The 22601-nt window shown below is 72.2% G+C and carries 17 protein-coding genes; 12 read left to right on the forward strand and 5 right to left on the reverse strand.

Going from position 1 to position 22601, the window contains the following annotated elements:
- Window positions 1–102: 102 nt before the first annotated feature.
- The 4 genes from K8612_RS09595 to K8612_RS09610 all read left to right on the forward strand — a co-directional run bounded on the left by K8612_RS09595 (window position 103) and on the right by K8612_RS09610 (window position 9030).
- Window positions 103–2418 (forward strand): MFS transporter, encoded by a 2316-nt coding sequence (locus K8612_RS09595; protein ID WP_223762061.1) that lies wholly within the window; start codon window positions 103–105, stop codon window positions 2416–2418.
- Entirely contained in the window at window positions 2411–3598 is a 1188-nt protein-coding gene (locus K8612_RS09600; protein WP_223762062.1) for an ABC transporter substrate-binding protein, read from the forward strand. Before K8612_RS09595 ends, K8612_RS09600 begins: the two co-directional genes overlap by 8 nt.
- The gene (locus K8612_RS09605) at window positions 3595–8331 is read left to right on the forward strand and encodes a CHAT domain-containing protein (RefSeq protein WP_223762063.1); all 4737 of its coding nucleotides are present in this window, start codon (window positions 3595–3597) and stop codon (window positions 8329–8331) included. Before K8612_RS09600 ends, K8612_RS09605 begins: the two co-directional genes overlap by 4 nt.
- 72 nt (window positions 8332–8403) lie before the next feature.
- Entirely contained in the window at window positions 8404–9030 is a 627-nt protein-coding gene (locus K8612_RS09610; protein ID WP_223762064.1) for a glycoside hydrolase family 19 protein, read from the forward strand.
- Between the two features lie 70 nt (window positions 9031–9100).
- Here K8612_RS09610 and K8612_RS09615 read toward each other — a convergent pair whose 3' ends face one another.
- Both K8612_RS09615 and K8612_RS09620 read right to left on the reverse strand, forming a co-directional pair.
- Window positions 9101–9511, reverse strand: a complete 411-nt coding sequence (locus K8612_RS09615; protein ID WP_223741997.1) for a hypothetical protein — start codon at window positions 9509–9511, stop codon at window positions 9101–9103.
- 122 nt (window positions 9512–9633) lie between these two features.
- A complete protein-coding gene (locus K8612_RS09620; protein WP_223741996.1) occupies window positions 9634–9939 on the reverse strand; it encodes a hypothetical protein in 306 nt (101 codons plus the stop codon).
- Between the two features lie 181 nt (window positions 9940–10120).
- Between K8612_RS09620 and K8612_RS09625 the strand changes: the two genes are divergently transcribed.
- The gene (locus K8612_RS09625) at window positions 10121–11572 is read left to right on the forward strand and encodes a hypothetical protein (protein WP_223762065.1); all 1452 of its coding nucleotides are present in this window, start codon (window positions 10121–10123) and stop codon (window positions 11570–11572) included.
- A gap of 74 nt (window positions 11573–11646) precedes the next feature.
- Here the strand turns inward: K8612_RS09625 and K8612_RS09630 are convergent, their stop codons facing one another.
- Both K8612_RS09630 and K8612_RS09635 read right to left on the reverse strand, forming a co-directional pair.
- Entirely contained in the window at window positions 11647–11973 is a 327-nt protein-coding gene (locus tag K8612_RS09630) for a hypothetical protein (protein WP_223762066.1), read from the reverse strand.
- A gap of 36 nt (window positions 11974–12009) precedes the next feature.
- The gene (locus tag K8612_RS09635) at window positions 12010–13152 is read right to left on the reverse strand and encodes a patatin-like phospholipase family protein (protein WP_223741993.1); all 1143 of its coding nucleotides are present in this window, start codon (window positions 13150–13152) and stop codon (window positions 12010–12012) included.
- A gap of 220 nt (window positions 13153–13372) precedes the next feature.
- Between K8612_RS09635 and phbB the strand changes: the two genes are divergently transcribed.
- Both phbB and K8612_RS09645 read left to right on the forward strand, forming a co-directional pair.
- Complete coding sequence (gene phbB, locus K8612_RS09640) at window positions 13373–14098, forward strand: acetoacetyl-CoA reductase (protein WP_223741992.1); 726 nt, start codon at window positions 13373–13375, stop codon at window positions 14096–14098.
- 12 nt (window positions 14099–14110) lie between these two features.
- Window positions 14111–15826, forward strand: coding sequence for an alpha/beta hydrolase (locus K8612_RS09645; RefSeq protein ID WP_223762067.1), 1716 nt, complete (start codon window positions 14111–14113; stop codon window positions 15824–15826).
- A gap of 16 nt (window positions 15827–15842) precedes the next feature.
- Here the strand turns inward: K8612_RS09645 and K8612_RS09650 are convergent, their stop codons facing one another.
- The gene (locus tag K8612_RS09650; RefSeq protein WP_223741990.1) at window positions 15843–16373 is read right to left on the reverse strand and encodes a sigma-70 family RNA polymerase sigma factor; all 531 of its coding nucleotides are present in this window, start codon (window positions 16371–16373) and stop codon (window positions 15843–15845) included.
- A gap of 165 nt (window positions 16374–16538) precedes the next feature.
- On the opposite strand from K8612_RS09650, the gene K8612_RS09655 reads away from it, so the two are divergent.
- From K8612_RS09655 to K8612_RS09675, 5 genes are all read left to right on the forward strand, one after another.
- Complete coding sequence (locus K8612_RS09655; RefSeq protein ID WP_223762068.1) at window positions 16539–17825, forward strand: SET domain-containing histone-lysine N-methyltransferase; 1287 nt, start codon at window positions 16539–16541, stop codon at window positions 17823–17825.
- Between the two features lie 35 nt (window positions 17826–17860).
- Window positions 17861–18820 (forward strand): NmrA/HSCARG family protein, encoded by a 960-nt coding sequence (locus K8612_RS09660; RefSeq protein ID WP_223762069.1) that lies wholly within the window; start codon window positions 17861–17863, stop codon window positions 18818–18820.
- Between the two features lie 97 nt (window positions 18821–18917).
- A complete protein-coding gene (locus tag K8612_RS09665; protein ID WP_223762070.1) occupies window positions 18918–19907 on the forward strand; it encodes a putative DNA modification/repair radical SAM protein in 990 nt (329 codons plus the stop codon).
- 8 nt (window positions 19908–19915) lie between these two features.
- A complete protein-coding gene (locus K8612_RS09670) occupies window positions 19916–21388 on the forward strand; it encodes an O-antigen ligase (protein WP_223762071.1) in 1473 nt (490 codons plus the stop codon).
- Between the two features lie 11 nt (window positions 21389–21399).
- Entirely contained in the window at window positions 21400–22524 is a 1125-nt protein-coding gene (locus tag K8612_RS09675) for a phospholipid carrier-dependent glycosyltransferase (protein WP_223762072.1), read from the forward strand.
- Window positions 22525–22601: the final 77 nt, after the last annotated feature.

Below are 22601 nucleotides of genomic sequence, written 5' to 3' on the forward strand. Positions count from 1 at the left end.
GACGGCGGCCTGGATGGCTTTGTGAACCGTTCACATCGCGAAGGGCGGGCCGTCCAGGGAGACAGGGCGCGGCGCACGAAGCCGCTTTTTCGCGAGTGAACCATGTCTGTCCATTCCCTCCGGCACGGGCGCGGGTTGCGCCGGGCCCGGCTTGGCGCCCTCCTCCTGGTGCTGACCGCCTCGCTCGGAGGGGTGGTCGCCCTGGGGCTGGGCGAGGCGTGGCGCGGGGATTCCCGCCTCCAGTTCGAGCGGCTCGCGGCGCAGGGCGCGATCATCCAGGGACCGGTGGAGATGTTCCTGCGCGTGGGCATGGCGCTGGAGCAGTTCACCGGCTTCACCCAACTGGCGCGCACGCTGCGCGAGGCGGACCCCACGCTGGAGGCGGTCCGCGTCCTGGACGACCAGGGCCGGCTGCTCTTCTCCGAGCCCCCCGGCCCGGAGCTCCCGGCCCCCGCGGCCCGGCGCGTGCCTCCCCTGCCCCACCAGCGCTTCGCGGTGACGGAGGACGCGCGCGCCTTCCGCGTGTCGCTGCCGCTGTCCGACCGCTTCGGGGAGGTGGGCCGCCTGGAGCTGGTGATGTCCCGGGAGGCGGTGTCCCAGCGGGTGCTGCGGCGCTGCCAGCCCCTCTTCACGCTGCTGGGGGGATGCCTGCTGTTCCTCGGGGCCTTCGTGGCGGGCGCGCAGCGGCTGTGGATGCGGCGGCCCCGGCGCTGGCTGGGCGCGGCGTTCTGCGTGAGCTTCCTGGGCCTGACGCTGGCCACGTCCCTCGCGCTGGCGGAGCTCTACTCGGACGGGCTGCACCAGCGCACCAGCAGCCTGGCGCACTCGCTGGCGCGGCGGCTGAACGAGGCGGCGCGGCTGGGCCTGACGCTCTCCCACCTGCGGGGCCTGGACACCCTGCTGGAGGAGTACCAGCGCACCAACGCGGACCTGGGCTCGCTGGCGCTCATCGCGGATGAACGGGTGCTCGTCCAGGTGGACGCGGGCGCGGGGCGCACGGGGGACGAGCGCTTCGAGTACACCATCGACCTGGAGCTCACGGAGGGCCCGTGGAACCTCCCCGTGCGCCTGGAGGTGGACGCCGCGAAGGGCGCGCTCCAGGCGCGGCTCTGGCGCACCGTCCCGGGCTTCCTCGCCCTCTTCGCCGCCTCCAGCCTGTTGGGCCTGCTGGTGCTCGGAGCCCTGGCGCCGCTGCCCCGGCGCGGCTCGGGCGCTCGCGCCTTCGAGCAGCGGACGGTGGGCCGGCTCCAGCCCCTCGCCTTCCTCGGGGGCTTCCTGGAGGGGCTCCCCTTCGCCTTCCTCCCCGTCGCCGCGGAGGCCCTCTCCCCGGGCGGCGGCGCCGCGCTGCTCGCCGTGGTCTTCCAGGGGGCCTGCGCACTCGCGTTCGTGCCGTCCGAGCGTTACGCGCGGCGGGGGCACCTCGGGCGCTGGCTCGGGGTGGCCCTGGGGGTGTCCACCGCGGCCTTCGCGTTGATGGCGTTCACCTCGGACCTGCGCGCGTGGCTGGTGCTGCGCGGGCTCTGCGGGTTCGGCCTGGGGGCGCTGGCCGCCGGGACGCGGGCGTATCTGATGGCCGCGCTTCCCCCGGGACCGCCGCCCCGGCGCCTCGCGCGGCTCACCCTGGCGCGGGGTGGCGGCCTGCTCGCCGGCACGGTGCTGGGCGCGCTCGTGGCGGCCCACCTGGGCCCGTCCCCGGTATTCCTGTTCGCGGCACTCTGTGGCCTGGGCGCGCTCGCGTATGCGCGGCTCTGGCTGCCCCCTCTGGAGGCGCGCGAGCGGTCCGCCGGGCCTCGTGCCTTCCGGGCCTCACTCTCGCCTCCGCCCCCGCCTCCAGGGGCGTGGAGTCCGCGCGAGCGCCGCCGGGCGCTGCTCCTCGTCGGGCTGCCGGCGTGGCTGCTGCGCGGGGGCGTGCCCGGCCTCGTGGTGCCGCTGTGGCTCGTGGGCGAGGGCAAGGACACGGACCGCATCGGCCAACTGCTCGCCCTCGTCGCGCTGGGCGCGTTGCTTCCCCATGCCCTGCCGCCGCGCCTCGACGGGAGCCGGCGGTTGCTTCAGGGGGGCGTGCTGGGCTGCGGCCTGTCACTGCTCGCGCTCGCGGCGTTCGGCGCGCTGGAGCCCGTTCGCGCGCTGGCGCTCTGCCTGCTGGGCGTGTCGCTCGGGCTCGTCCTCGTCCCGCTCGAGCACCCCGTCGAAGGCGCGCCGGCGGAGGGCGCGCGCGGGCGCTCCTGGGCCTCCGTCACCCCGCTGCTCGGCGCGCTCGGGCAGTGCGTGGGGCCGCTGCTCGTCAGCGCCTTCTGGAGGCCCCCGGAGGCTCCGCTGCCGGTGCTCGGCGGGCTGGGCGTCGCGGTGCTGCTGCTGGGGGCCGCCCACTCCTGGATGACCCGGCCTCCGTCCGGTCGCGAGGTGCGCCATGCGTGACTGGCTGCTGGGCCTGTCGCTGCTGCTGCTGTGCGTGCCCTGTCCGGGCCAGGCCCAGACGGACGACCTCTCCGCCTGGGTGGCGCTGCCGCCGGAGACGCTTCGCGGCTGGCGGGTGGAGGCGAGCGCGCAGCGGATCCTCATCACCCCCGAGCAGCCCCCCACGCCCCAGGTCCAGGCGCGCGAGGTGCTGGTGCTGCTCACCGTGGCCCAGAGCAGCCTCAACTGGATCCTGGAGGGCATGCTGCCCGTGCTGCGCACCTCGCGCGTGCGGGTGGGCCTCACGCTCTACAAGCTCGGCACGGGCCGCGAGGAGCAGGAGCGGATGCTGGCGCTGGCGGACTCCGGCCAGTTCGACCTGGTCGTCGCCATGGGCTCGGACGCGACGCGCTTTCTCTACAACCGCTTCGGCAACCAGCCCACGCCGGTGGTGGCGCTGTGCAAGGCGCCGGAGCTGTGGCTGGGCTTCGAGGAGGGCGCGTCCCAGCAGGCCAAGCCGGACAACATGGCCTTCGTCTCGCTGTCGCTCTCGCCCGACGTGCAGTTGCACTACCTGCAGGAGCTGCTGGGCCCGCTGAAGGCGCTGACGGTGGTGTACGACCGCCGCAACCAGAGCACCGTGGAGGTGGAGGCGGAGGCCATGCGGCGGTTGTCCGCGCGGGACGGCTTCCAACTGCTGGAGCTGGCGGTGGAGGGCAAGCGCGGCGCGGAGGAGACGCTCTCCGAACAGCTTCCGCGCATGGCCCGCGCGATGCGGCAGATAGACCCCGGCGGCCGGCACAGCCTCTTCTGGGTCACCACCTCCTCCGCGGTGTACGACGAGCTGGAGCGCATCGACCGGTACTCCGAGGGCATCCCGGTGCTGGGCTCCGTGCGAGAGGCCGTGCGCGAGGGGAACGCCAGCGCGGTCATGTCCATTGGCGTGCCCTTCAAGAGCGCCGGCCAACTGGGCGCGCGCTACATGCTGGAGGTGCTGGGCTCGCGCATCCCGGCGTCGCGGCTGCCCATGGGGGTCATCTCCCCGCCGGACCTGGCCATCCACCTGCGGCGGGCGCGGCAGTTGGACATCAAGCTGCCCTTCCACTTCCTGGAGCAGGCCAGCTCCCTCTACGACCTGGATGGCCGGCTGGTGCGGCAGGACGGACAGCCCGCCGTGTCCGCCCCGGCGGCCCCGCCATGAGCGCTGGCGTCGCGAGGCCCGCGCCCCTGGAGCTGCTGCTGGAGCTGGTGCGCGCGCACGAGGCGGGCGACCCGTTCCACTTCCGGATGGAGCCGCAGGAGTACCTCCTGCGCCGCGCCGGGGGCAGCTACGCGCGCGCGGCGCTCGACTGGGAGCCGGCGCTCCTGTCGGACCTGGCGGAGCTGGAGAAGCCCCAGCCGGACCGCAACGGGGTGCAGCGCCTGGGGGAGCGGCTGCGCGCGTTCCTGGAGGGCGTGGGCTGGGACGCCCAGGCGAACGACATCGCCGCCGCCGTCCAGGTGGGGCGCCCGGTGCACCTCACCTTCCGCTTCGCCGCGGCGGAGCTCTTCGCGCTGCCCTGGGAGCTGCTCACGCTGGGCACCTCCGGGCGCACCGTGGCGGAGCTGCCCGGTGTCCACATCCGCTACGAATGGCCCGCGTCCGGACAGGTGCCCACGCCGGGCACCTCGCAGCAGGGCCGCGTCCTCTTCGCCTGGTCCGCCGCCGGAGGCCAGGTGCCGGCCCGGGCGCACCTGCAGGAGCTGAGCACCGCCTGCCGGCAGGGCGCGTACCCGTTCGAGCCGGAGCGGGACGTCCTGCCCCACGTCTCGCTGGCGTCGCTGTCGGAGGCGCTCCAGCGCCCCGGCGAGCCCGTGTCCGTGCTCCACCTGCTGTGCCACGGCGGCCGGCGCGGGCAGACGTACGGGCTGCTCTGGGACTCGTCCTGGGAGGGAGGCGAGCCGGAGCTCGTGGACGGCGCGACGCTGCGCCAGTTGCTCATGCCCCACGCGGCGACGCTGCGGCTGGTGGTGCTGTGCGCGTGCCAGAGCGGCGCGGGCGCGACGGACAACCACCTGGGCAGCGTGGCCCAGGCGCTCCACCGCGCGGGGCTGCCCGCGGTGGTGGCCTCGCGCCTGCTGCTCTCCGTGCCGGGCTCCGTGGTGCTCACGCGCGCCCTCTACCGCGCGCTGCTGGTGGCGCCCGCGTCGCTGGAGGAGGCGGTGGGGGACGCCCGGCGGCAACTGGCGCTGGACACCACCGCGTTGGACCACGTCTCGCTCCAGCTCTACGCGCGCGCGGAGCACGGCGGAGACACGCGCCCGGTGGCGCTGAGGCCCTACCGGGGCCTGCTGCCCTTCCAGCAGGAGGACCGCCGCTTCTTCTTCGGCCGCGAGTCGCTCCAGCAGGAGCTGCTCCAGCGCGTCCACGAGGCGGTGGAGGGCCAGCGTCCCCGCTTCCAGGTGCTGGCCGGCGTCTCCGGCAGCGGCAAGTCCTCGCTCGCCCTGGCGGGCCTGCCCCAGGAGCTCCGGGCCGCGGACTGGGAGGTGCGGCTGCTCAAGCCCGGACACGGCGCGGCGGAGGTGCTCCACGAGGTGCGCGAGGCCCCACCGGAGCGCCGGCAACTCTTGCTGGTGGACCCCTTCGAGGACCTCTTCACCGCGATGGAGTCCCCGGCGCGCCGCGACCTGGCCACCGCGCTGTGGGGCCTCGCGAAGGACCCGGAGCGCCGGGTGGTGGTGCTGGCCACGCTCCAGGTGGACTACCTGGGGCGCTGCGGCGACCTGGTGGTGGACGCGGAGGGCACGCGCCTGGACGCGGCCGTGTATTCGGACGCCCACCGCCTCTTCGTCACGGAGCTCCAGGGCGACGCGCTGCGAGCGGCCATCGAGGGCCCCGCGCACAAGGTGGGGCTGCGCTTCGAGGCCGGGCTGGTGGACCGGCTGCTCCAGGAGGTGGGGCAGGAGCCCGGGTCGCTGCCGCTGCTCCAGTACGCGTTGGATCAACTCTGGGAGGAGCGCGAGGGACAGCAGCTCACCCACCGCGCCTACGCGGCCCTGGGCGGCGTCGCGGGGGCGCTGAAGCGGGCGGCGAACCGGCTCCATGAATCCCTGCCCCCGAGCGCCCGGGCCCAGGCGCGCCGGCTGCTGGTGGAGCTGGTGGACTTCCAGGGTGGGCCCTCGCATGGCAGGCGCAGGCGGGTGCGTTCGCAGCAACTGCGCCCCACCCTGCCGGAGCCCCGCGCGGACTTCGACCGGGTGCTGCGGGTGCTGCTCACCGCGCGGCTGCTGACCCGGGAGGAGGACGCGGCGGGCGTGGAGTGGTTGCAGTTGTCGCACGAGTCCCTGCTGCGCACCTGGCCCCAGTTGGAGGAGTGGGCCCGCGCGGACCGCGAGCGCATCCAGCACTTCCGCGAGCTGGAGACCTGGGCCCAGGACTGGATCGCGCACCGGAGCGCCCCCGACGGCGGCGAGCCCTACCTGCTGTCCGGAAGCCGGCTGGGCTACGCGCAGGACATCCTGCGGCGCTACAGCGAGGAGCCGGGCGAGGACGTGCTCCAACTGCTGGACGCCAGCATCGCCTCCGCCGAGGCCCAGGACGCGTCGGCGCGCCAGCGTCTGGTGCGGATGCTGGTGGCCGCGCTGGTGGTGGCGGTGGGCATGGCGGGGCTCGCGTGGAACGCGCGCCAGTTGGAGGCGCGGGCGCAACGGGAGCGGCAGGAGGCGCGGCACCACGCCCAGCGCGCGAGGGATCTGGTGCTGCTGGACGTGGCCCGGAAGCTGCGGCGGGACAACCCCACGCTGGCGCTGCTCATGCTTCGCGAGGTCCAGGAGCCCGCCCGGCTCCAGGGCTGGGCGCAGGACGTGTCCGGGGTCCTCCAGGAGCCGCTGAGCCGCGCGGTGCTGCGCGGCCACACCCAGGCCGTGGTCCACGTGGAGGTCAGCTCGGACGGGCAGCGCGTGGTGACGGCGTCGAAGGACGGCACCGCGCGCCTGTGGCGGACCAGCGGCGAGGGAGCGCCGGTGGTGCTCACGGGCCACTCGGGGCCCGTCTACCACGCCACCTTCAGCCCGGCGGGAGGGCAGCGCGTGCTCACCTCCTCGCACGACGGCACGGCGCGGCTGTGGAACACGGCGGACGGCGCGTTGCTGCACACGTTCCGGCACCGCGGCGTCGTGCAGTGGGGCGCCTTCAGCCCGGACGGCCAGTTCGTGGCCACGGCCTCGCGGGACGGGCTGGCGCGGCTGTGGCGGGTGGACGGCACCGGAGCGCCGCGAGAGGTGCGGCACCGGGGCGCCGTGCAGACCGTGGCCTTCAGCCCGGATGGGCGATGGCTGCTGACATCCTCGCTGGACGGCACCGCGCGCCTGGTCCCCTTGGACGGAACGGAAGGCCCGCGCGAGCTGCCCCACCCCGCCCCCGTCACCTCCGCCGTCTTCGACCCGGAGGGCACGCACGTGCTGACGGTGGCCCGCGACGGCGTCGCGCGCGTGTGGCCCGTCAACGGCGCCACCGCCCCCGTGGCGCTGCGGGGCCACCAGGGCGAGTTGACCACCGCGCGCTTCAGCCCGGACGGGCAGCAGGTGGTGACCGCTTCGGTGGACACCACCGCGCGCGTCTTCCGGGCCGACGGGCGCGGCGAGCCCCGCGTGCTGCGCGGACACCAGGGCGCCGTGCGCCTGGCCACCTTCGGGGGCCCGCTGGGCGAGTGGATCCTCACCGTCTCCTCGGACACCACGGCGCGGCTGTGGTCCACCCGGGAGGACATGCCGCCCCGGCTGCTGCTCGGCCACCGGTCCACCCTGCTGTGGGGCGGCTTCGGTCCGGACGGCAAGCAGGCCGTCACCGCCTCCGTGGACGCCACCGCGCGCGTGTGGCGCCTGGACGCGCCGCAGGACTCGCTCCCGCTCCAGACGTCCGGGGGCTTCCTCTGGTCCGTGGCCTTCAGCCCGGACGGCACGCAGGTGGCCACGGCGTCGCAGGACGGGGCGGTGCGCCTCTGGTCGGAGGACGGCCGGGCCACGCACGTCCTCAAGGGCCATGCGCGGGACGTGCGCTCCGTGGTCTTCAGCCCGGATGGCCGGTGGCTGCTGACGGCCTCGCTGGACGGCACCGCGCGCCTGTGGCCGGCGGATGGAAGCACCGCGGGCCGGCGCGTGCTGGCGTCCCAGCGCGAGCCGTTCTTCGGCGCCGCCTTCAGCCCGGACGGTCAGCGCGTGGCGCTCGCGTCCAGCCCACGCGCCACGCGCATCGTGAGCGTGGATGGGACGCGGCCACCCGTCGCGCTGGAGGGCCACGGCGACCAGGTCCGCTCCGTGGCCTTCAGCCCGGACGGCCAGCGCCTCATCACCGCGTCACAAGATGGCACCGCCCGAATCTGGAGCGCGGAGGGGCGCCTCACCGCCACGCTCTACAGCCACGACGACTGGGTCCTCTCCGCCGCCTTCCACCCGAAGGACGCCACCCAGGTGCTCACGTCCTCGCAGGACGGCACGGCGCGACTCTGGACCGTGGAGCACGGCCGGGTGCGCGGCGTGCGCGCGCTCCTGCGCCACGACGCGCCGGTGCCCTGGGCCGCGTGGAGCCCGGAGGGGGGCCGCGTCGTCACCGCGTGCGCGGACGGCCGCGCCCGCGTCTGGCTCACGGACGCGCCCGGGAAGCCGTACCTCGTCCTCTCCGCGCACGAGGGCGAGGTGACCTCGGCCGTGTTCAGCCCCCGCGCGGAGGAGCCCCGGCTCGTCACCGGCTCCACGGACGGCAGCGCCCGGGTGTGGCGTCCGCGCGAGCCGCTCCCCATCGAGCGGCTCCAGGAGAAGCTCCAGGCGACCAGCTCCGCGTGCCTGACGCCCGGCGAGCGGCGCGGCCTGCTGGGAGACCTGCCCGCGAAGGCGCTGGAGGCCAACGCCGCGTGTGAGCAGCAGCACGGGCGCGCACCGCTCCCGGACGAGCCCTGAAGCCCTTCAGCGGCCCTCACAACTCCCAGACACCCGGCGTCTTCCAGACACCCACAACCCGGGAGTACACCGATGGCCTTCTTTGGCTTTGGTTCCAAGTCCTCCAAGTCCCCCAAGTCCTCGCAGTCCGACGAATCCGCCGAGCCGAAAGGCGAGACCTTCCAGGCGCTGACGCTGGAGCAACTGCGCTCGTTCCTGCCCAGGCTGCCCAGGGCGCGCGCGCAAGAGGTGCTGCCGCACCTGAACGACGCCATGTCCGAGGCGGGCATCAACACGCCGCGCCGGCAGGCCGCGTTCCTGGCGCAGTTGGCGCACGAGAGCGCCGAGTTCCGCTACTTCGAGGAGCTGGCGTCCGGCCGCGCCTACGAGCGGCGCAAGGACCTGGGCAACGTCAAGCCGGGCGACGGCGCGCGCTACAAGGGCCGCGGGCCCATCCAGATCACCGGCCGCGCCAACTACCGCGCCGCGGGCAAGGCGCTGGAGCTGGAGCTGGAGCTGGAGGAGAACCCCACCCGCGCGGCCGACCTGGACGTGGGCTTCCGCACCGCCGCCTGGTTCTGGAACAGCCGCGACCTCAACAAGCACGCCGACAAGGGCGAGTTCGACGCCATCACCCGGCGCATCAACGGCGGCTACAACGGCAAGGCCTCGCGCGACACCTACTACCAGCGCGCGATGCGGGTGCTGGACAAGAAGTAGGAAGCGCCCCCCTGAAACACGAAGAGCCCGCGACCTGTCGGAGGCCGCGGGCTCGGAGTCTTCATGCCACCTACTTGCGCTTCGCGGGCGCGGGCTCGGGCGCCGCCTCCTCTTCCGCGGGAGCGCTGTCGGACTCGGCGGTGCCGCCCGCCAGGTGCTTGCCGCCGGGGCGGAACAACATGCGCACCGTGAGCTTGCTGGAGTCCTTCTCGTTGAGGTCGTGCAGGCGGGTGTGCTCCTTCTTGGTCCCGCCGCCGAAGAGGGAGAACCAGCGCTTGGGCTGCGGCTTGTCCTCGGGGATGTCGCTGTCCTGCTCCGTCATCTCGAAGTCGAAGCTGGCGGAGACCTCCAGCTCCGCCACGGAGAAGGAGTAGTGCTTGCGGGCCGTCTCCTCCGCGATGTCCAGCGAGGACTGGACGGCCAGGATGAGGTCGTGGATGAGGACTTGCGCGTGGTCAGGCGTGGGATTGGGCTTTGCCATGGGATGGGATGGAACAAGGAAGGGTGGATGGCGAGCCGCGGCCGCCGGTGCTTCAGGACGAAGCACCGGCGGCGGCGGGTGTGTCTTGCTTCAGCGGGTTCCGTGGGGACGGAAGGCCAGCGTCAGGCGCCGCCGCCGGTGCTGCCACCCTGGGCCGCGAGCACCGCCGCGGGCTTGATGGTGCACTTCACCGTGAGCCCCATGTGCTCCTTGTAGTCGAGCGTGAGCTTCTCCTTGATGCTCATGCGCCAGACGTTGAGGGCAACGTCCGTCTCGCTCTTGATCTCGAAGTCGCTCGTGAGGTTCACCTCGAAGTAGTACTCGGCGATCGTCATCGGATCCATGCCCGACGACATGAGGCGCTGCGCGGTGCGGGCGGCACCCGCGAAGGCGATGATGTACGCGGACAACTGGGCGGCGGACTGCATGGGTTTGCTCCTGGGATTGGGTTGACGGCGATAAGCCGGGCACTGCGTCCAGAGGACGCCGCACGCCATTTGTGTGTGAATGCCAACGCCAGACATCGCGGACTCACACGGCCGCCATCCGGCGCGTCCTGCCGTCACGCGCCCGACTTCCCGGGCGCGCACGCCAGGAGCCACCCCGCAGATGAGCACACGGAACGTCGAGCTGTTGTTGTCCCACGCCGATTCACACGAGCCGGTGGCCCCTGACGGCCTGCCCGCCGACGCCGTGTCCCGGGCCGCGCGCGACGACGACGCGCCCGGGCGCGAGGAGAGCCACTTGTGGGACGACGGCGAAGACCCCAACTCCCTGCCCGCGCAGCGCTGGGGGCTGGTCGCGCCGGAGGGACCCGAGGGAGACCGGCTGCTCGCGCTCCTGGAGCCCCTGCGCCGGCACCGGCAGGAGCAGCAGGACGGCCACCCGGTGCGCGTCTACCGGGTGAGCGCGGAGCTGGCGGCGGAGGGGCGGAACCTGGAGGACTTCACCCGCTGGGTGCGCGTCGTGCTGGACGACGAAGCGGTGCCCGTGGAGGACCGGCCCCGCTACCTGCTCTTCCTGGGGGACTTCCACCAGGTGCCCTTCGAACTGCAGCAGGCCGCGGCCCACGACGCCTACGTGGGGCGGCTGGCCTTCCGGCGCGACGAGGACTACGCGGCCTACGTGGACAAGGTGCTGCGCTGGGAGGGCGCGCCGTCCGCGCAGCGCCAGCCCCGCTCGCTCTTCTTCACCGTCCACGACGGCACCGCCGCGACGCGGACGGGCTACCAGTCGCTGGTGGCCCCAGCCATCGCGTCGGCCCGGCAGGCGCGGGAGCTGGGCCGCTTCCCCGCGCGGGACGTGCTGGAGCTGGGCGTGCCGGGAGAGCCCGGCGCCGACGCGTTGCTGACCGAGGCCGCGCACCAGGAGCCCACCCTCCTCTTCTCCATGAGCCACGGCCTGGGCAGCCCCCGCGCGGGCTGGCGGAGCACCGACGCGAAGCTCGCGCTCCAGGGGGCGCTCAGCCTGGGGGAAGGCCAGCACCTGGAGGGCGCGGCGCTGGCCCAACGGCCCTTCCTGCCCGGCGGCATCTGGTTCCTCTTCGCGTGCTTCGGCGCGGGCACGCCGTCGCGCAGCGCCTTCCATCACTGGCTGAAGCAGTTGCAGGCGGGAGGCCAGTTCAGCGGGAGGCTGGAGTCGCTCACCGCGGCGCTGCCCCGGCCCGGAGAGCGCCCCTTCGTCGCCGCGCTGCCGCAGGCCGCGCTGGCCAACCCCCAGGGCCCGCTGGCGGTCATCGGCCACGTGGACCTGGCGTGGACGTATGGCTTCCAGGACCGCGACCACCGCCAGGGCAAGGTGTCCCGCTTCCTGGAGCCGCTCCAGCAACTGGCGCGGGGCCGGCGCGTGGGCCTGGGGCTGAGCTGGCTCTTGCGCGGGGGCCACCAGGCCAACCTGGAGCTGACCACGCTGTATGACCAGGAGGAGGCGGCCCGGAGCGCCGGGAAGCCTTCCCCGGTGGATCCGCTGCGGCGCTCGCACCTGTGGATGCTCCGTCAGGACCTGGGCGGCTACGTGCTCCTGGGCGACCCGGCCGCGCGTCTGCCATTGGCTCCGCGCTGACGGTTGGAAAAGACAGAACCCCGGGCGGCGCGCGAAGGCCCCCCGGGGTTCGAGCTTCGCGACGCCCGCGGACCTCAGGCGGAGCGGTGCCCGCCGCGCTCCACCCCGTGCAGCGTGAGGTTGCGCAGGGTGTCGTCGGCCAGCTCGAAGAGGCTGGCCTGCGCCTTCACCCACTGCTCGCGCGCCACCTGCTCCAGCGCGTAGAGCGGCGCCAGGGTCTCCAGCGCCTTGCGCACCCACTCCTCGTGCTGCGCGCGCAGCGGCCTCGCGGCGGCGTCCCCCTCCACGAACTGGCGGGAGTACTCGAGCGCGGAGCGCTGGGCGGCGATGGCCTGGTGCAGGGCGCCCCGCCCCAGGTCCATCAGGTGGGCATACGGTTCGACTCTCTTCGCTTCGGTCATGGCATTGCTCCTTCGGGTCAAGACAGCGGGGTTGCGCTAGAGGCGGTGGACGACGGCGCCCGCTTCGGCCGGCGACAGGTCCTCGTCACCGAACGCCTGGGGCCCGCTCGCCATGGACTGCGTCCACGGAGAGGTCTCCAGGGCGCGCTTCATGTCCCGGTAGCCGTCCGCCCGGCGCTCCGCGATGGAGGCGCGAGAGAACTCCGCGTCGCTGCTGGAGATCTGGTGCGCGCCGCGCTGGTACGTCAGGTGGATGATGTCCAGCCGGGGCGCGGGCTTCGCCAGGGGCTCGTCGCTGAACGCGAGCGGCGAGGACGCGGACATGTGCCGCGTCACCTGGGTCGCGGTCCGGCGCAGGTTCCACACGGTCGCGAACTGGTCCACCTGCTGCGACGTGCGGCCCGCGAACTGGATGGACTTCATGCGCCAGCTCGCCTCGTCCAGGTTCTGGGGCAGCGGCGCGCGCGCCTCGAACAAATCAATCATGAAGACGAGCGAGTGCCGCTGGGGCGGGTCGTCCAGGATGGCGTTGAGCGGTGTGTTGGTGACGCAGCCGCCGTCCCAGTACAGCTCCCCGTCGATGAGGCTGGGCGGGAAGGCGGGCGGCAGCGCGCCGCTGGCGAGCACGTGGTCCGGCCCCAGGGCGCCGCGCGTGTTGTCGAAGAACACCAGGTGACCGTCGCTCACGCGGGTGGCCCCCAGGCTCAGCCGCGTCGCGCGGGAGTTGAGGTAGTCGAAGTCCACCAGCCGCCGCAGCGTCGAGCGCATGGGCCGGGTGGAGTAGAAGCTCAGCGCCTCCGGCGTGCCCGGCGCCGCCAGCAGCGGGGACACCGCGCGGGGCGCGTAGAAGCCGGGCTGGCCGAAGAGCAGGCTGGTCATGTGGCTGCCCAGGTTGAAGAGCTGGCGCAGGCGGCCCTTGAAGAGCGAGCCCCACTCACTGCCCGGCCAGGACACCTCGCGCCAGAACGCCTCCAGCCGCTCGAGCCGCTGCTCCGGGCGGTTGCCCGCGACGAGCGCGGCGGTGAAGGCGCCAATGGAGATGCCGGAGACCCAGTCCGGACGCAGGCCGGCCTCCTCCAGGGCCTGATAGGCCCCCACGTGGTAGGCGCCCAGGGCCCCACCGCCTTGAAAGACGACGATGACCTGCGGGCGCTCCTGGGGTGCTTGCGGCTGTGTCATGGATGTCCTCTCGCGGGTGCTGCGGTGGAGTGCCGCCCCGGAGGAGCGGAGGGCTGATGGATCCCAATCCACCCTTCCCAGTCCCCCGCTCCCCAGGGCGGCGCTCCTGGGACGTCCGCGCGCGCCCGGTTGTGAATCCACACCGGCCCTGAAGTGACGACATTCACACCCGGCGGGCGTCCGCGTCCTTCAGGCGCAGCTTTCAACCCTGGAGACAGACATGAGTGGACGCGTGGCAGTGGTGACGGGAGGAACGCGCGGCATTGGCGCCGCGAGCGCCGACGCCCTGCGGCAGCAGGGGTACCGCGTGGTGGTCACCTACTATGCGAATGAGCAGGCGGCGCAGAACTTCACGGGCCGCACCGGCATCCCGGCGTTCCGCTTCGACGCCGCCAACACCGCCCAGTGTGTCGCGGGCGTGAAGAAGATCGTCGAGACGCTGGGCCCCATCGAGGTGCTGGTGAACAACGCCGGCATCACCCGGGACGCCATGCTGCACAAGATGACGCCCGAGCAGTGGAACGAGGTCATCCAGACGAACCTCACCTCGTGCTTCAACCTGTGCAACGTGGTGGTGGGCCCGATGCGCGAGCGGGGCTTCGGCCGCATCATCAACATCGGCTCCATCAACGGGCAGACGGGCCAACTGGGCCAGACGGCCTACGCGGCGGCCAAGGCGGGTATGCACGGCTTCACGCTGGCGCTGGCGCGTGAGGGCGCCGCCCGCGGCGTCACCGCCAACCTCATCGCGCCGGGCTACATCGACACGGACATGGTGCGCTCCGTGCCTCCGGATGAGCTGGTGCGCATCCGCGCGCGCATCCCCGTGGGCCGCCTGGGGCGCGCCGACGAGATCGCCCGCGCCGTGACGTTCCTCGCCTCCGACAAGGCCGGCTTCATCACCGGCGCCACGCTCACCATCAATGGTGGGCAGCACATGTACTGAAGGAGCCCGCGAATGCACGCATCCCTGGAGCCCATGCGGCGCGCCTTCCTGGAAGTCCTCCTCCGGCTGGCGCTGGACCCCCAGCGGATGCTCGCGGCGGGACTCGACCTGTGGGGACGCTCCCTGCGCGGGGACGCCCCACCGGAGCCCGCCCCACCCGCCCCGGACCGCCGCTTCCGGGATCCGGCGTGGCGGGAGCAGCCCCTCTTCGACGGCCTGCGCCGCGCGTACCTCACCGGCGCGGGCTGGCTGGAGGACCTGGTGGCGCAAGCACCGGACGTGGACCGGCACACCGCGCACCAGGCTCGCTTCTACGCGCGCCAGCTCACCGACGCGCTGTCGCCGTCCAACTTCCCCGCGCTCAACCCGGAGGTGCTCCGCGCCGCGCGCGAGTCCCACGGCCTGAGCCTGCTCAAGGGGCTCCAGGCGCTGTGCGAGGACCTGGCGCGGGGCCAGGGCCAGCTCGCGACGCGCATGACGGACCGGCGGACGTTCCGGCTGGGAGAGACCCTGGCCACCACGCCGGGCGACGTGGTCCACGAGGAGCGCCTGTTCCAGCTCATCCAGTACCGGCCCACCACGCCCACCGTCCACCGCCAGCCGCTGCTGGTGGTGCCGCCGTGGATCAACAAGTTCTACATCCTGGACCTGCGCCCGGAGAACTCGTTCGTCCGCTGGGCGGTGGAGCGCGGATACACGGTGTTCCTCATCTCCTGGGTGAACCCCGACGAAACGCACGCGGAGGTGGATTGGGAGGACTACCTCGTGCACGGGTTGATCGCCGCGCTGGAGGCCGTCTGCCGCGTCACCAACGAGGAGCGGGTCTCCGCGCTGGGCTACTGCATCGGAGGGACGCTGCTGGCGTCGGGGCTCGCGTGGCTCGCCGCCCGGGATGACGCGCTCATCGCCAGCGCGACGCTGCTCACCACGCAGGTGGACTTCAGCGAACCCGGGGACCTGGGGGCCTTCATCGACGCGCCACAACTGGAGCGGCTGGAGGCCCGCATGCGCGGGCGCGGCTATCTGGACGGGCTGGAGATGATGACCACCTTCAACCTGCTCCGGGCGAAGGACCTGGTCTGGCCCTTCGTGGTGAACAACTACCTGCTCGGCCGGGAGCCGGCCCCCAGCGACTTCCTGGCGTGGAGCACCGACCCCACGCGCATGCCCGCGCGCGCGCACGCGACGTACCTGCGGGAGCTGTACCTGCACAACCGCCTGGTCCAGCCGGGCGCGCTGTCGCTCGCGGGCATCCCCCTGGACCTGGGCCGCGTGAAGACCCCCCTCTACGTGCAAGCCTGCCGGGAGGACCACATCGCGCCCTTCCGCTCGGTGTACCGGGGAGCAAGGCACTTCCGGGGGCCGGTGCGGTTCGTGCTCGCGGGCTCGGGCCATGTCGCGGGCGTCATCAACCCGCCGTCCGCGAACCGGTATCGCCATTGGGTCCCGAAGCTCCGGCCGGCTGCGTCTTCCGGGAACGCAGCCGCGTCCGCCCTCAACGCGGATGGGATTGAATCGGACGCGGATGGGATTGCGTCACACGCGAACGCGGATGCGTGGCTTCAGGACGCGGTGGAGCGCCCGGGCTCGTGGTGGACGGACTGGGATGCCTGGCAGTCCGAGCGCTCGGGAGGACGCGTCCCGGCCCGGGTCCCCGGACAGGGAGGCGCGCGCATCATCGAAGCGGCGCCAGGGCGCTACGTGCGCTCGCGCCTCCTCCCGGAATGAGCTGCGCGAGCCGTGCTCAGCGGGGGCACGGCTCTTGCGAAAGGGTGGTCCGGAGGATTCCGTACGCGAGCTGGATGCGCTTTCTCACGTTGCAACTGGTCAACCGGAGCTGTTCCGCGATGTCGGCATAGGACATGTCCTGGAGGTAGCGCATCACCAGGGGCACCCGCAGGTTGGGGGGCAGCGCCTGGATGCATTCGTGGACCGCCGCGGCGCTCTCGCTCTGGAGCAGGCCCGCGTCGGGCAACTCCTGCGTCTGGAGCTCCGCGGGCTCCAGGTCTTCCATCCACTCCTCGGTGTCGCCCCAGCGCTGCCGCTCGCGGTGGATGTCCATGCAGACGTTGTGGAGGATGCGTCCCAACCAGGCCCTCGGGTTGAGGATCTTCCCGGGCGACACGTAGTTCTGGTGGGCCCGGAGCATCGCGGTGTCCACCGCGTCCTCCGCGTCCACCACGTTCCCTCCCATCAGCCGCAGCGCCTGCTGGAACAACGGCTCCTTGTGCTGCTCCCACACACGCCAGAAAGAGGGATTGTTGTTTTCTCTCACGGTTTCCAGGGCTCCAAAAGTGCATCTGGAAACGGCGCAGCGAGATGTCTGTGAATACCCCTTGAAACCTCCCTGAAAAGGTCACCCAGGAAATCCACGGGAAATCACAAGCCGTAGCGACCCGCGTCTTCCCGGCGTTCACCCCCCGAACGCACGGCGGAGCCAATGAGCGCGCGACAGGAAGCGGAGCAGGACACCCTCGAGGAAGAGAACCCCCTGAAGGAACACCTCGCGCTCGAGTGGAGCAGGCAGGCGGGCGCGAGCTTCCCGAAGTTGTGGGTGGGTCATCTGGAGGGCGACGAGCGCGGCGTCTTCGCCAAGGCGCCCATCGCGGCGGGAGAAGAGGTGCTGCGGGTGCCGCGCGCGTGCCTGGTGACGCTGGACGTCGCCAGGGCGTCGGACATCGGCCGGCTCATCGACGCGCACGCGCCCGACACGCGCGAGGAGTGCTACCTGGCGGCGTTCCTGCTCCAGGAGAAGGAGCGCGAGGACTCGGTCTGGAAGCCCTACCTGGACGTGCTGCCCCGCGCGTTCCCGCACCTGCCGCTGTTCTTCGACGCGCAGGAGCTGTCGCTGCTCCAGGGCTCGTCCGCGCTGCGCGAGGTGGCGCGGTGGAAGGAGATGTTGCTCGCGCGCTACGCCACGCTGGCGGAGCGGGTGCCGGGCTTCGCGCGCTTCACGCCGGACGCGTACCTCTGGGCGCAGCACGTGTTGATCAGCCGCACCTTCGGCCTGACGGTGGCGGGCAAGCTCACGCGGTGCTTCGTGCCGGTGGCGGACATGCTCAACCACCGGGCCTCGCCGCGCCTGGTGTGGGGCAACTCGGAGGACGGTGAGGCCTTCGTGCTGGTGGCGCAGGAGCCGGTGGCCGCGGGCGAGGAGCTGCACATCAGCTATGGCACCAAGCCCAGCTACCGGTTCCTCTTGAGCTACGGCTTCGTGCCGGAGGACAACCCGGACGACACGCTGGTGCTCTACCTGGGTGTGTCCGAGGACGCCGAGGAGGCGGAGGGGAAGCGGGAGCTGCTCGCGCTGGCGACTCCGCCGTCGCGGCGCCGCTTCGAGGTGCCGCTGCAGTACGGGCACGCCTCCACGGTGGCGATGTTCTCCTTCCTGCGCGTGGCGTGCGCGAACGCGCGGGAGCTGGCCCAACTCGCCGAGGAGGCCCGCGAGGAGCAGGGCCTGGGCGAGGTGCCGCCGCTGAGCGCGGAGACGGAGGAGCGCGTCTTCCACGCCCTCCACGACGCGTGCGAGGCGCGGCTCGCGGGCTTCGAGACGACGCTGGAGGAGGACGAGCGGTTGCTCCAGGAGGCGGACCTGTCGCGCAACGCGCGCAACTGCCTGCTCTTGCGGCGCGGGGAGAAGCGGCTGCTGCACGCCTACGCGGGCCTCGCGCGCGCCTTCGTCCCCGCGCTGTGCCCCACCCCGCCCGTCCCCGCCGTGGGCGGCTGAGCCGGCTTCATCCCCAGACTTCAGGACGACAGGACATGACCATGGACAAGAAGATCATCGCGGTGGTGGGAGCGACGGGCGAAGAGGGAGGCAGCCTCGCGCGCGCCATCCTCGCGGACACGCAGGGCGGCTTCAGGGTGCGCGCGCTCACGCGCAAGCCGGGCTCGGAGCTGGCGCGCCGCCTGGCGAAGCTGGGCGCGGAGGTCGTCGCGGCGGACGTGAGCGACGCGAAGAGCCTGAAGGCCGCGTTCACCGGAGCGCACGGCGCCTTCTGCGTCACCAGCTACTGGGAGAAGCCCGACCCGGAGCGCGAGCTGGCCCAGGCACGGACGATGGCGCACGCCGCGAAGGAGGCGGGGGTGGCGCACGTCATCTGGTCCACCCAGGAGGACACCCGGCGCTTCATTTCTCCGGAAGACAAGCGGATGCCGCTGCTCAAGGGGCACTACCGCGTGCCGCAGTTCGACGTGAAGGGCGCGGCCGACGCGTACTTCAGCGGCCTGGACCTGCCGGTGACGTTCGTGCGCACGTCGTTCTCCTGGGAGAACCTGCTGTCATTCGGCCTGGGAGGAAAGCGCAACGCCGACGGCACGTTCGACTTCGTGCTGCCCACGGAGGAGCGGAAGCTGCCCGGCATCGCCACGGAGGACGTGGGCGGATGCGTCCACGGCCTCTTCCAGCGCGGGCCGGAGGCCTGGGCGGGGCGGACGGTGGGACTGGCCAGCGAACACCTGACGGGCCAGGAGATCGCCCGGACGCTGAAGCACGTGCTGGGACAGGAGGTCGTCTTCCACTCCATCGAGCCGGAGGTCTACCGGACCTTCAACTTCCCCGGCGCGCCGGAGCTCGCGAACATGTTCCAGTTCATGCGGGACTTCGCTCCGGAGTACTGCGCCGCCAGGGACCCCGGCGTCACTCGCGAGCTGAATCCCCACGTGCAGCCGCTGGCCCGGTGGATTGAACGCAACAAGGCCCGCTTCGTGCGCGCGGCGTGACGCTTCAGCGCTCGCGGAGCGGCCGAGCACTCGAACGCCCTGCCTGCTGTATGCCTTTGCGTCGTCACGTCAGGGACGGTTGCCAGGTTCTGGCTCCATGGACGTGCGCAAGAAGCTGGAGATCCTCGCGGATGCCGCGAAGTACGACGCCTCGTGCTCGAGCAGCGGCGGTAAACGCAAGGCGGGGAAGGACGGGCTCGGCAGCGTCGAGGGCATGGGCATCTGTCACAGCTACACGCCGGATGGCCGGTGTGTGTCGTTGCTCAAGATCCTGCTGACCCACTTCTGCATCTACGACTGCCAGTACTGTATCAACCGCATCTCCAGCGACACCGCCCGGGCGCGCTTCACGCCCGCGGAGGTGGTGCGGCTCACGCTCGACTTCTACAAGCGCAACTACATCGAAGGGCTGTTCCTGAGCTCCGGTGTCATCAAGAGCCCGGACTACACGATGGAGCAGCTCATCGAGGTGGCGCGCACGCGGCGAGAGGTGCACGGCTTCCAGGGCTACATCCACCTCAAGGCGGTGCCGGGCGCGTCCCAGGAGCTCATCGACGCGGCGGGGCGGTACGCGGACCGGCTGAGCGCCAACATCGAGGTGCCGACGGACGGCGATTTGAAGAAGCTCGCGCCGGAGAAGAGCTTCGCCGTCACCGGCGGGACGATGAAGGAGATCTCCGCCCCGGTGGAGCAATCCCGGGCGGAGCGCCAGGAGATCCCCAAGGCGCCGAAGTTCGCCCCCGCGGGCCAGAGCGGCGCCACGCCGTCGCCGGACGCGGCCATCCTGGACACCGCGAGCCGCCTCTACACGCGCTTCAGTACGGGCCGGGCGTACCGCGCTCGCAAGCGCCCGAGGGCGACGCGCTGGAGGAGATGTGGGGGACACCTTCCACCCCTCGGCGCTCCTGCGCATGCCAGACGAGCGGGCGCGGGCCCAGGCGCGAATCCACTTCGAGGAGGACCTGCGCCGGGCGGCGGACACACTGCGCGCGCTCGGCTGAAGGCGCGAACGGCGGCTCAACGGGTTGAACATGAATATCTGTTATGGCAGATTATTCAAATTTCAACGCATTGGCCTCCCACATGATTGCGACAATGAAGTCGGGTCCCACGCGGCCTCCGGGGCCCATGGCCCGGGCCGCCATCGCGTTACTGGCCGCGCTGTTCGTGCCCATCATCGTGGGCCAGCTTGAACACTCGAAGAGCTACTGGCTGCTCGCGGTGTTCGGGGTGCTGGCGCTGTTGTCGCGCCGGAACATGAAACAGCCGCTCTTCGCCCTGGCCTTCGCGCTCCCCTTCCTGCAGTTCGGCAGCACCCGGGAGATGTACATGATCACCCCCGGGCTGGAGGTCTGCCTGCTGGCCTTCTTCCTGCTCTGGTTCGCGTGGGCCCTCCAGGGCCGCGCGGCGCTGCCTGACGCAGGGCTTGTCGATGGCTCGGTCCTGCTATTCCTCGCGGTGGCCACCAGCTCGGCGCTCGCGGCGAGCACGGCGCGCGTCTGGACCGAGGGCGCGACGCTTTCCGACTTCCGTCTGGACGCCATCGTGTTCCGCAACCCGCCGCTCGCCCTGCTGTTCCCGCTCCGCCAGCTCTTCATCTTCCTGGAAGCCTTCCTCCTGTTCGGCTTCGTCCGGGCGAACCTCACGCGAGACGACGTGGAGACCCTCGCCCTCACGCTGCTGGGGTCCGCGGTCGTGGTGATGGGCCTGGGCGCGCTCTTCTTCGTGGTGGCCGACAACTCCCGGTACTTCCAGGGCGTGAACCGGGCCATGTCCGTCTTCTCGGGACCCAATCAGTTCGGGACCTACCTGCTGCTGATCCTCCCCCTGGCGGTGGGGGTCGCCCTCACGGCGCGGAGCCGGATGACCCGGGGGGTGGCCATCGTGAGCGCGGTGGGTGGAGCGGTGATGCTCTACCTGTCCCGTTCGGAGGGGGCCTTGCTGGGCGCCCTCATCGCGCCCCTGCTCTACGCGGTCTTCTTCCGGCCCGCGAAGACGCGCTGGGCGCGGACGTCACGCCTGCTCATCGGGGCCGCGATGGTAGGGGTTGCGTGCCTGGGCGGGTTCCTGCTGGCGACCTGGTCCCCGGAGCAGCTCAACACCACCTCCGACGGTCGCTACTTCCTCTTCAGGGCCGCCCTCAACATGCTCCAGCACAGCCCCCTGTTCGGCGTGGGGCTGGGCAACTTCTTCCAGGACCTGGGGGGCTTCTACCCGCATGGCATCTCCGGACGGGTCGCGCACGAGCAGGCCCACAACATGTTCCTCCAGGTGTTCGCGGAGCTGGGGCCGCTGGGGCTTGTCGCGTTCGCGCTCCCCCTGGGCCTGCTGCTCGTACGCGCGGCCCGCGCGCCAGACCTGAGCCCCCTGGGCCAGGCGCTCGTCGTCGGCATCCTCGCCGCGCTGGTGCATTCCCTGACGGACTACACGCTGTGGATCTCCTCGCTCGCGCTGTTCTTCTGGATGTACGTGGGCGCGCTCGCCGTGATGCTGGACGCTCCTGGGGAGCGTGAGCCGCGGCATGAACCATCCCTGGCTCCCACCTGCGAACCGGTGATGCCGCGATGACAGAGGGTCGAATGAAGCGAGGGTGGGCGCTCGCGCTGATCCTCCTGGCCACCCTCTGCGCGACGTGGCAGCGGGCCCAGGCGGTGCAACGCCTTCCCGTGGACCACGACGAGCTGGTGTACCTGCCCGCGGCCTACGACTACGCGGAGATGATGAAGGCGGGCCACTGGCGCGACGTGAGCGCCTACCGGGGCAACTTCGAACACCCGCCGCTGGTGAAGCTGCTCTTCGCGTCCGCGCTCTGGGCGAGCGGCGCGCCCGAACCGGAGTGGAGCAGCCTCCAGGCGCGCGGTCCCGTCCCCGAGCCCGCCTGGCCCGCCTTCCGGGTGACGCGCTGGCTGTCGGCGGCGGCGGGCATCCTCCAGGTCGCGCTCACGGCGGCGGTATCGCCCCTGGGGGCGCTGCTGTTGGCGTTCGACCCCTACCACGCGGCCTACACGGCGGAAGCGTACCTGGAGGCAGTGCCCGGCTTCTTCGCGCTGCTCGCGGTGCAGGCCTTCGAGCGGGCACGCGCCGCCGGCGAACCGCTGCGTCAGGGATGGCTTGCCGCCACGGGCAGCCTCCTGGGTCTGGCCGCCGCGGGGAAATATCCCTACGGCCTCGTTGTGGGGCTGACGCTCCTGCCCTTCCTCCTGCATGCGCGGGCGCCGGTGCGCGCCTGGGCCGCGCTCGCCGTGCCCACCGTCGCGGTGTTCCTCCTGGCGGACCCGGCGCTCTGGCCCGCGCCCCTGTCAGCCCTGTGGGAATCCGTCACGTTCCACTGGGCCTACTCGAACCACGGTGAAGACGTACAGAAGCTGCAACTGCCCTGGTTCCAGCCGCTCATGTATCTGATCCATCCCGGCCCCGCCCGCTGGCATGCCGGCGTCTTCGCGACCGGCCTCAATGCCTGGGTGCTGCTCCCCCTGGCCCTCGTCGGAGCCCGGGCGACGGCACGCGCGCGTCCGGTATGGGCGGTCTGGGCCGGCGTCGGCGTCGTCTTCCTGCTGCTGTGGCCGACGAAGTGGCCGCAATATCAGTTGCTCCTCCTCCCGGCCCTCTGCGTTTGCGCGGCGGAAGGTGCGCGGGCGCTCGTCAAGGCCGGAGCCAGACGCCTCCAGGCAAGAAGGTCGGCCCGCGCCAGTCCCGGTCACTGAGGTCTGGGAAGAGGGCCTCGCTTGTCGCACCGCCGGTCCCCGTCAGGCGCACCCCACGCGACCAGGAAGGGTGCGTC

It is taken from the genome of Corallococcus sp. AS-1-6 (assembly GCF_020037015.1).
Classification (GTDB): domain Bacteria; phylum Myxococcota; class Myxococcia; order Myxococcales; family Myxococcaceae; genus Corallococcus.

Coding starts and splice junctions, on each gene's coding strand:
- K8612_RS09595 (WP_223762061.1), top strand. CDS start 103: ATGTCTGTCCATTCCCTCCGGCACGGGCGCGGGTTGCGCCGGGCCCGG.
- K8612_RS09600 (WP_223762062.1), top strand. CDS start 2,411: ATGCGTGACTGGCTGCTGGGCCTGTCGCTGCTGCTGCTGTGCGTGCCC.
- K8612_RS09605 (WP_223762063.1), top strand. CDS start 3,595: ATGAGCGCTGGCGTCGCGAGGCCCGCGCCCCTGGAGCTGCTGCTGGAG.
- K8612_RS09610 (WP_223762064.1), top strand. CDS start 8,404: ATGGCCTTCTTTGGCTTTGGTTCCAAGTCCTCCAAGTCCCCCAAGTCC.
- K8612_RS09615 (WP_223741997.1), bottom strand. CDS start 9,511: ATGGCAAAGCCCAATCCCACGCCTGACCACGCGCAAGTCCTCATCCAC.
- K8612_RS09620 (WP_223741996.1), bottom strand. CDS start 9,939: ATGCAGTCCGCCGCCCAGTTGTCCGCGTACATCATCGCCTTCGCGGGT.
- K8612_RS09625 (WP_223762065.1), top strand. CDS start 10,121: ATGAGCACACGGAACGTCGAGCTGTTGTTGTCCCACGCCGATTCACAC.
- K8612_RS09630 (WP_223762066.1), bottom strand. CDS start 11,973: ATGACCGAAGCGAAGAGAGTCGAACCGTATGCCCACCTGATGGACCTG.
- K8612_RS09635 (WP_223741993.1), bottom strand. CDS start 13,152: ATGACACAGCCGCAAGCACCCCAGGAGCGCCCGCAGGTCATCGTCGTC.
- phbB (WP_223741992.1), top strand. CDS start 13,373: ATGAGTGGACGCGTGGCAGTGGTGACGGGAGGAACGCGCGGCATTGGC.
- K8612_RS09645 (WP_223762067.1), top strand. CDS start 14,111: ATGCACGCATCCCTGGAGCCCATGCGGCGCGCCTTCCTGGAAGTCCTC.
- K8612_RS09655 (WP_223762068.1), top strand. CDS start 16,539: ATGAGCGCGCGACAGGAAGCGGAGCAGGACACCCTCGAGGAAGAGAAC.
- K8612_RS09660 (WP_223762069.1), top strand. CDS start 17,861: ATGACCATGGACAAGAAGATCATCGCGGTGGTGGGAGCGACGGGCGAA.
- K8612_RS09665 (WP_223762070.1), top strand. CDS start 18,918: ATGGACGTGCGCAAGAAGCTGGAGATCCTCGCGGATGCCGCGAAGTAC.
- K8612_RS09670 (WP_223762071.1), top strand. CDS start 19,916: ATGAAGTCGGGTCCCACGCGGCCTCCGGGGCCCATGGCCCGGGCCGCC.
- K8612_RS09675 (WP_223762072.1), top strand. CDS start 21,400: ATGAAGCGAGGGTGGGCGCTCGCGCTGATCCTCCTGGCCACCCTCTGC.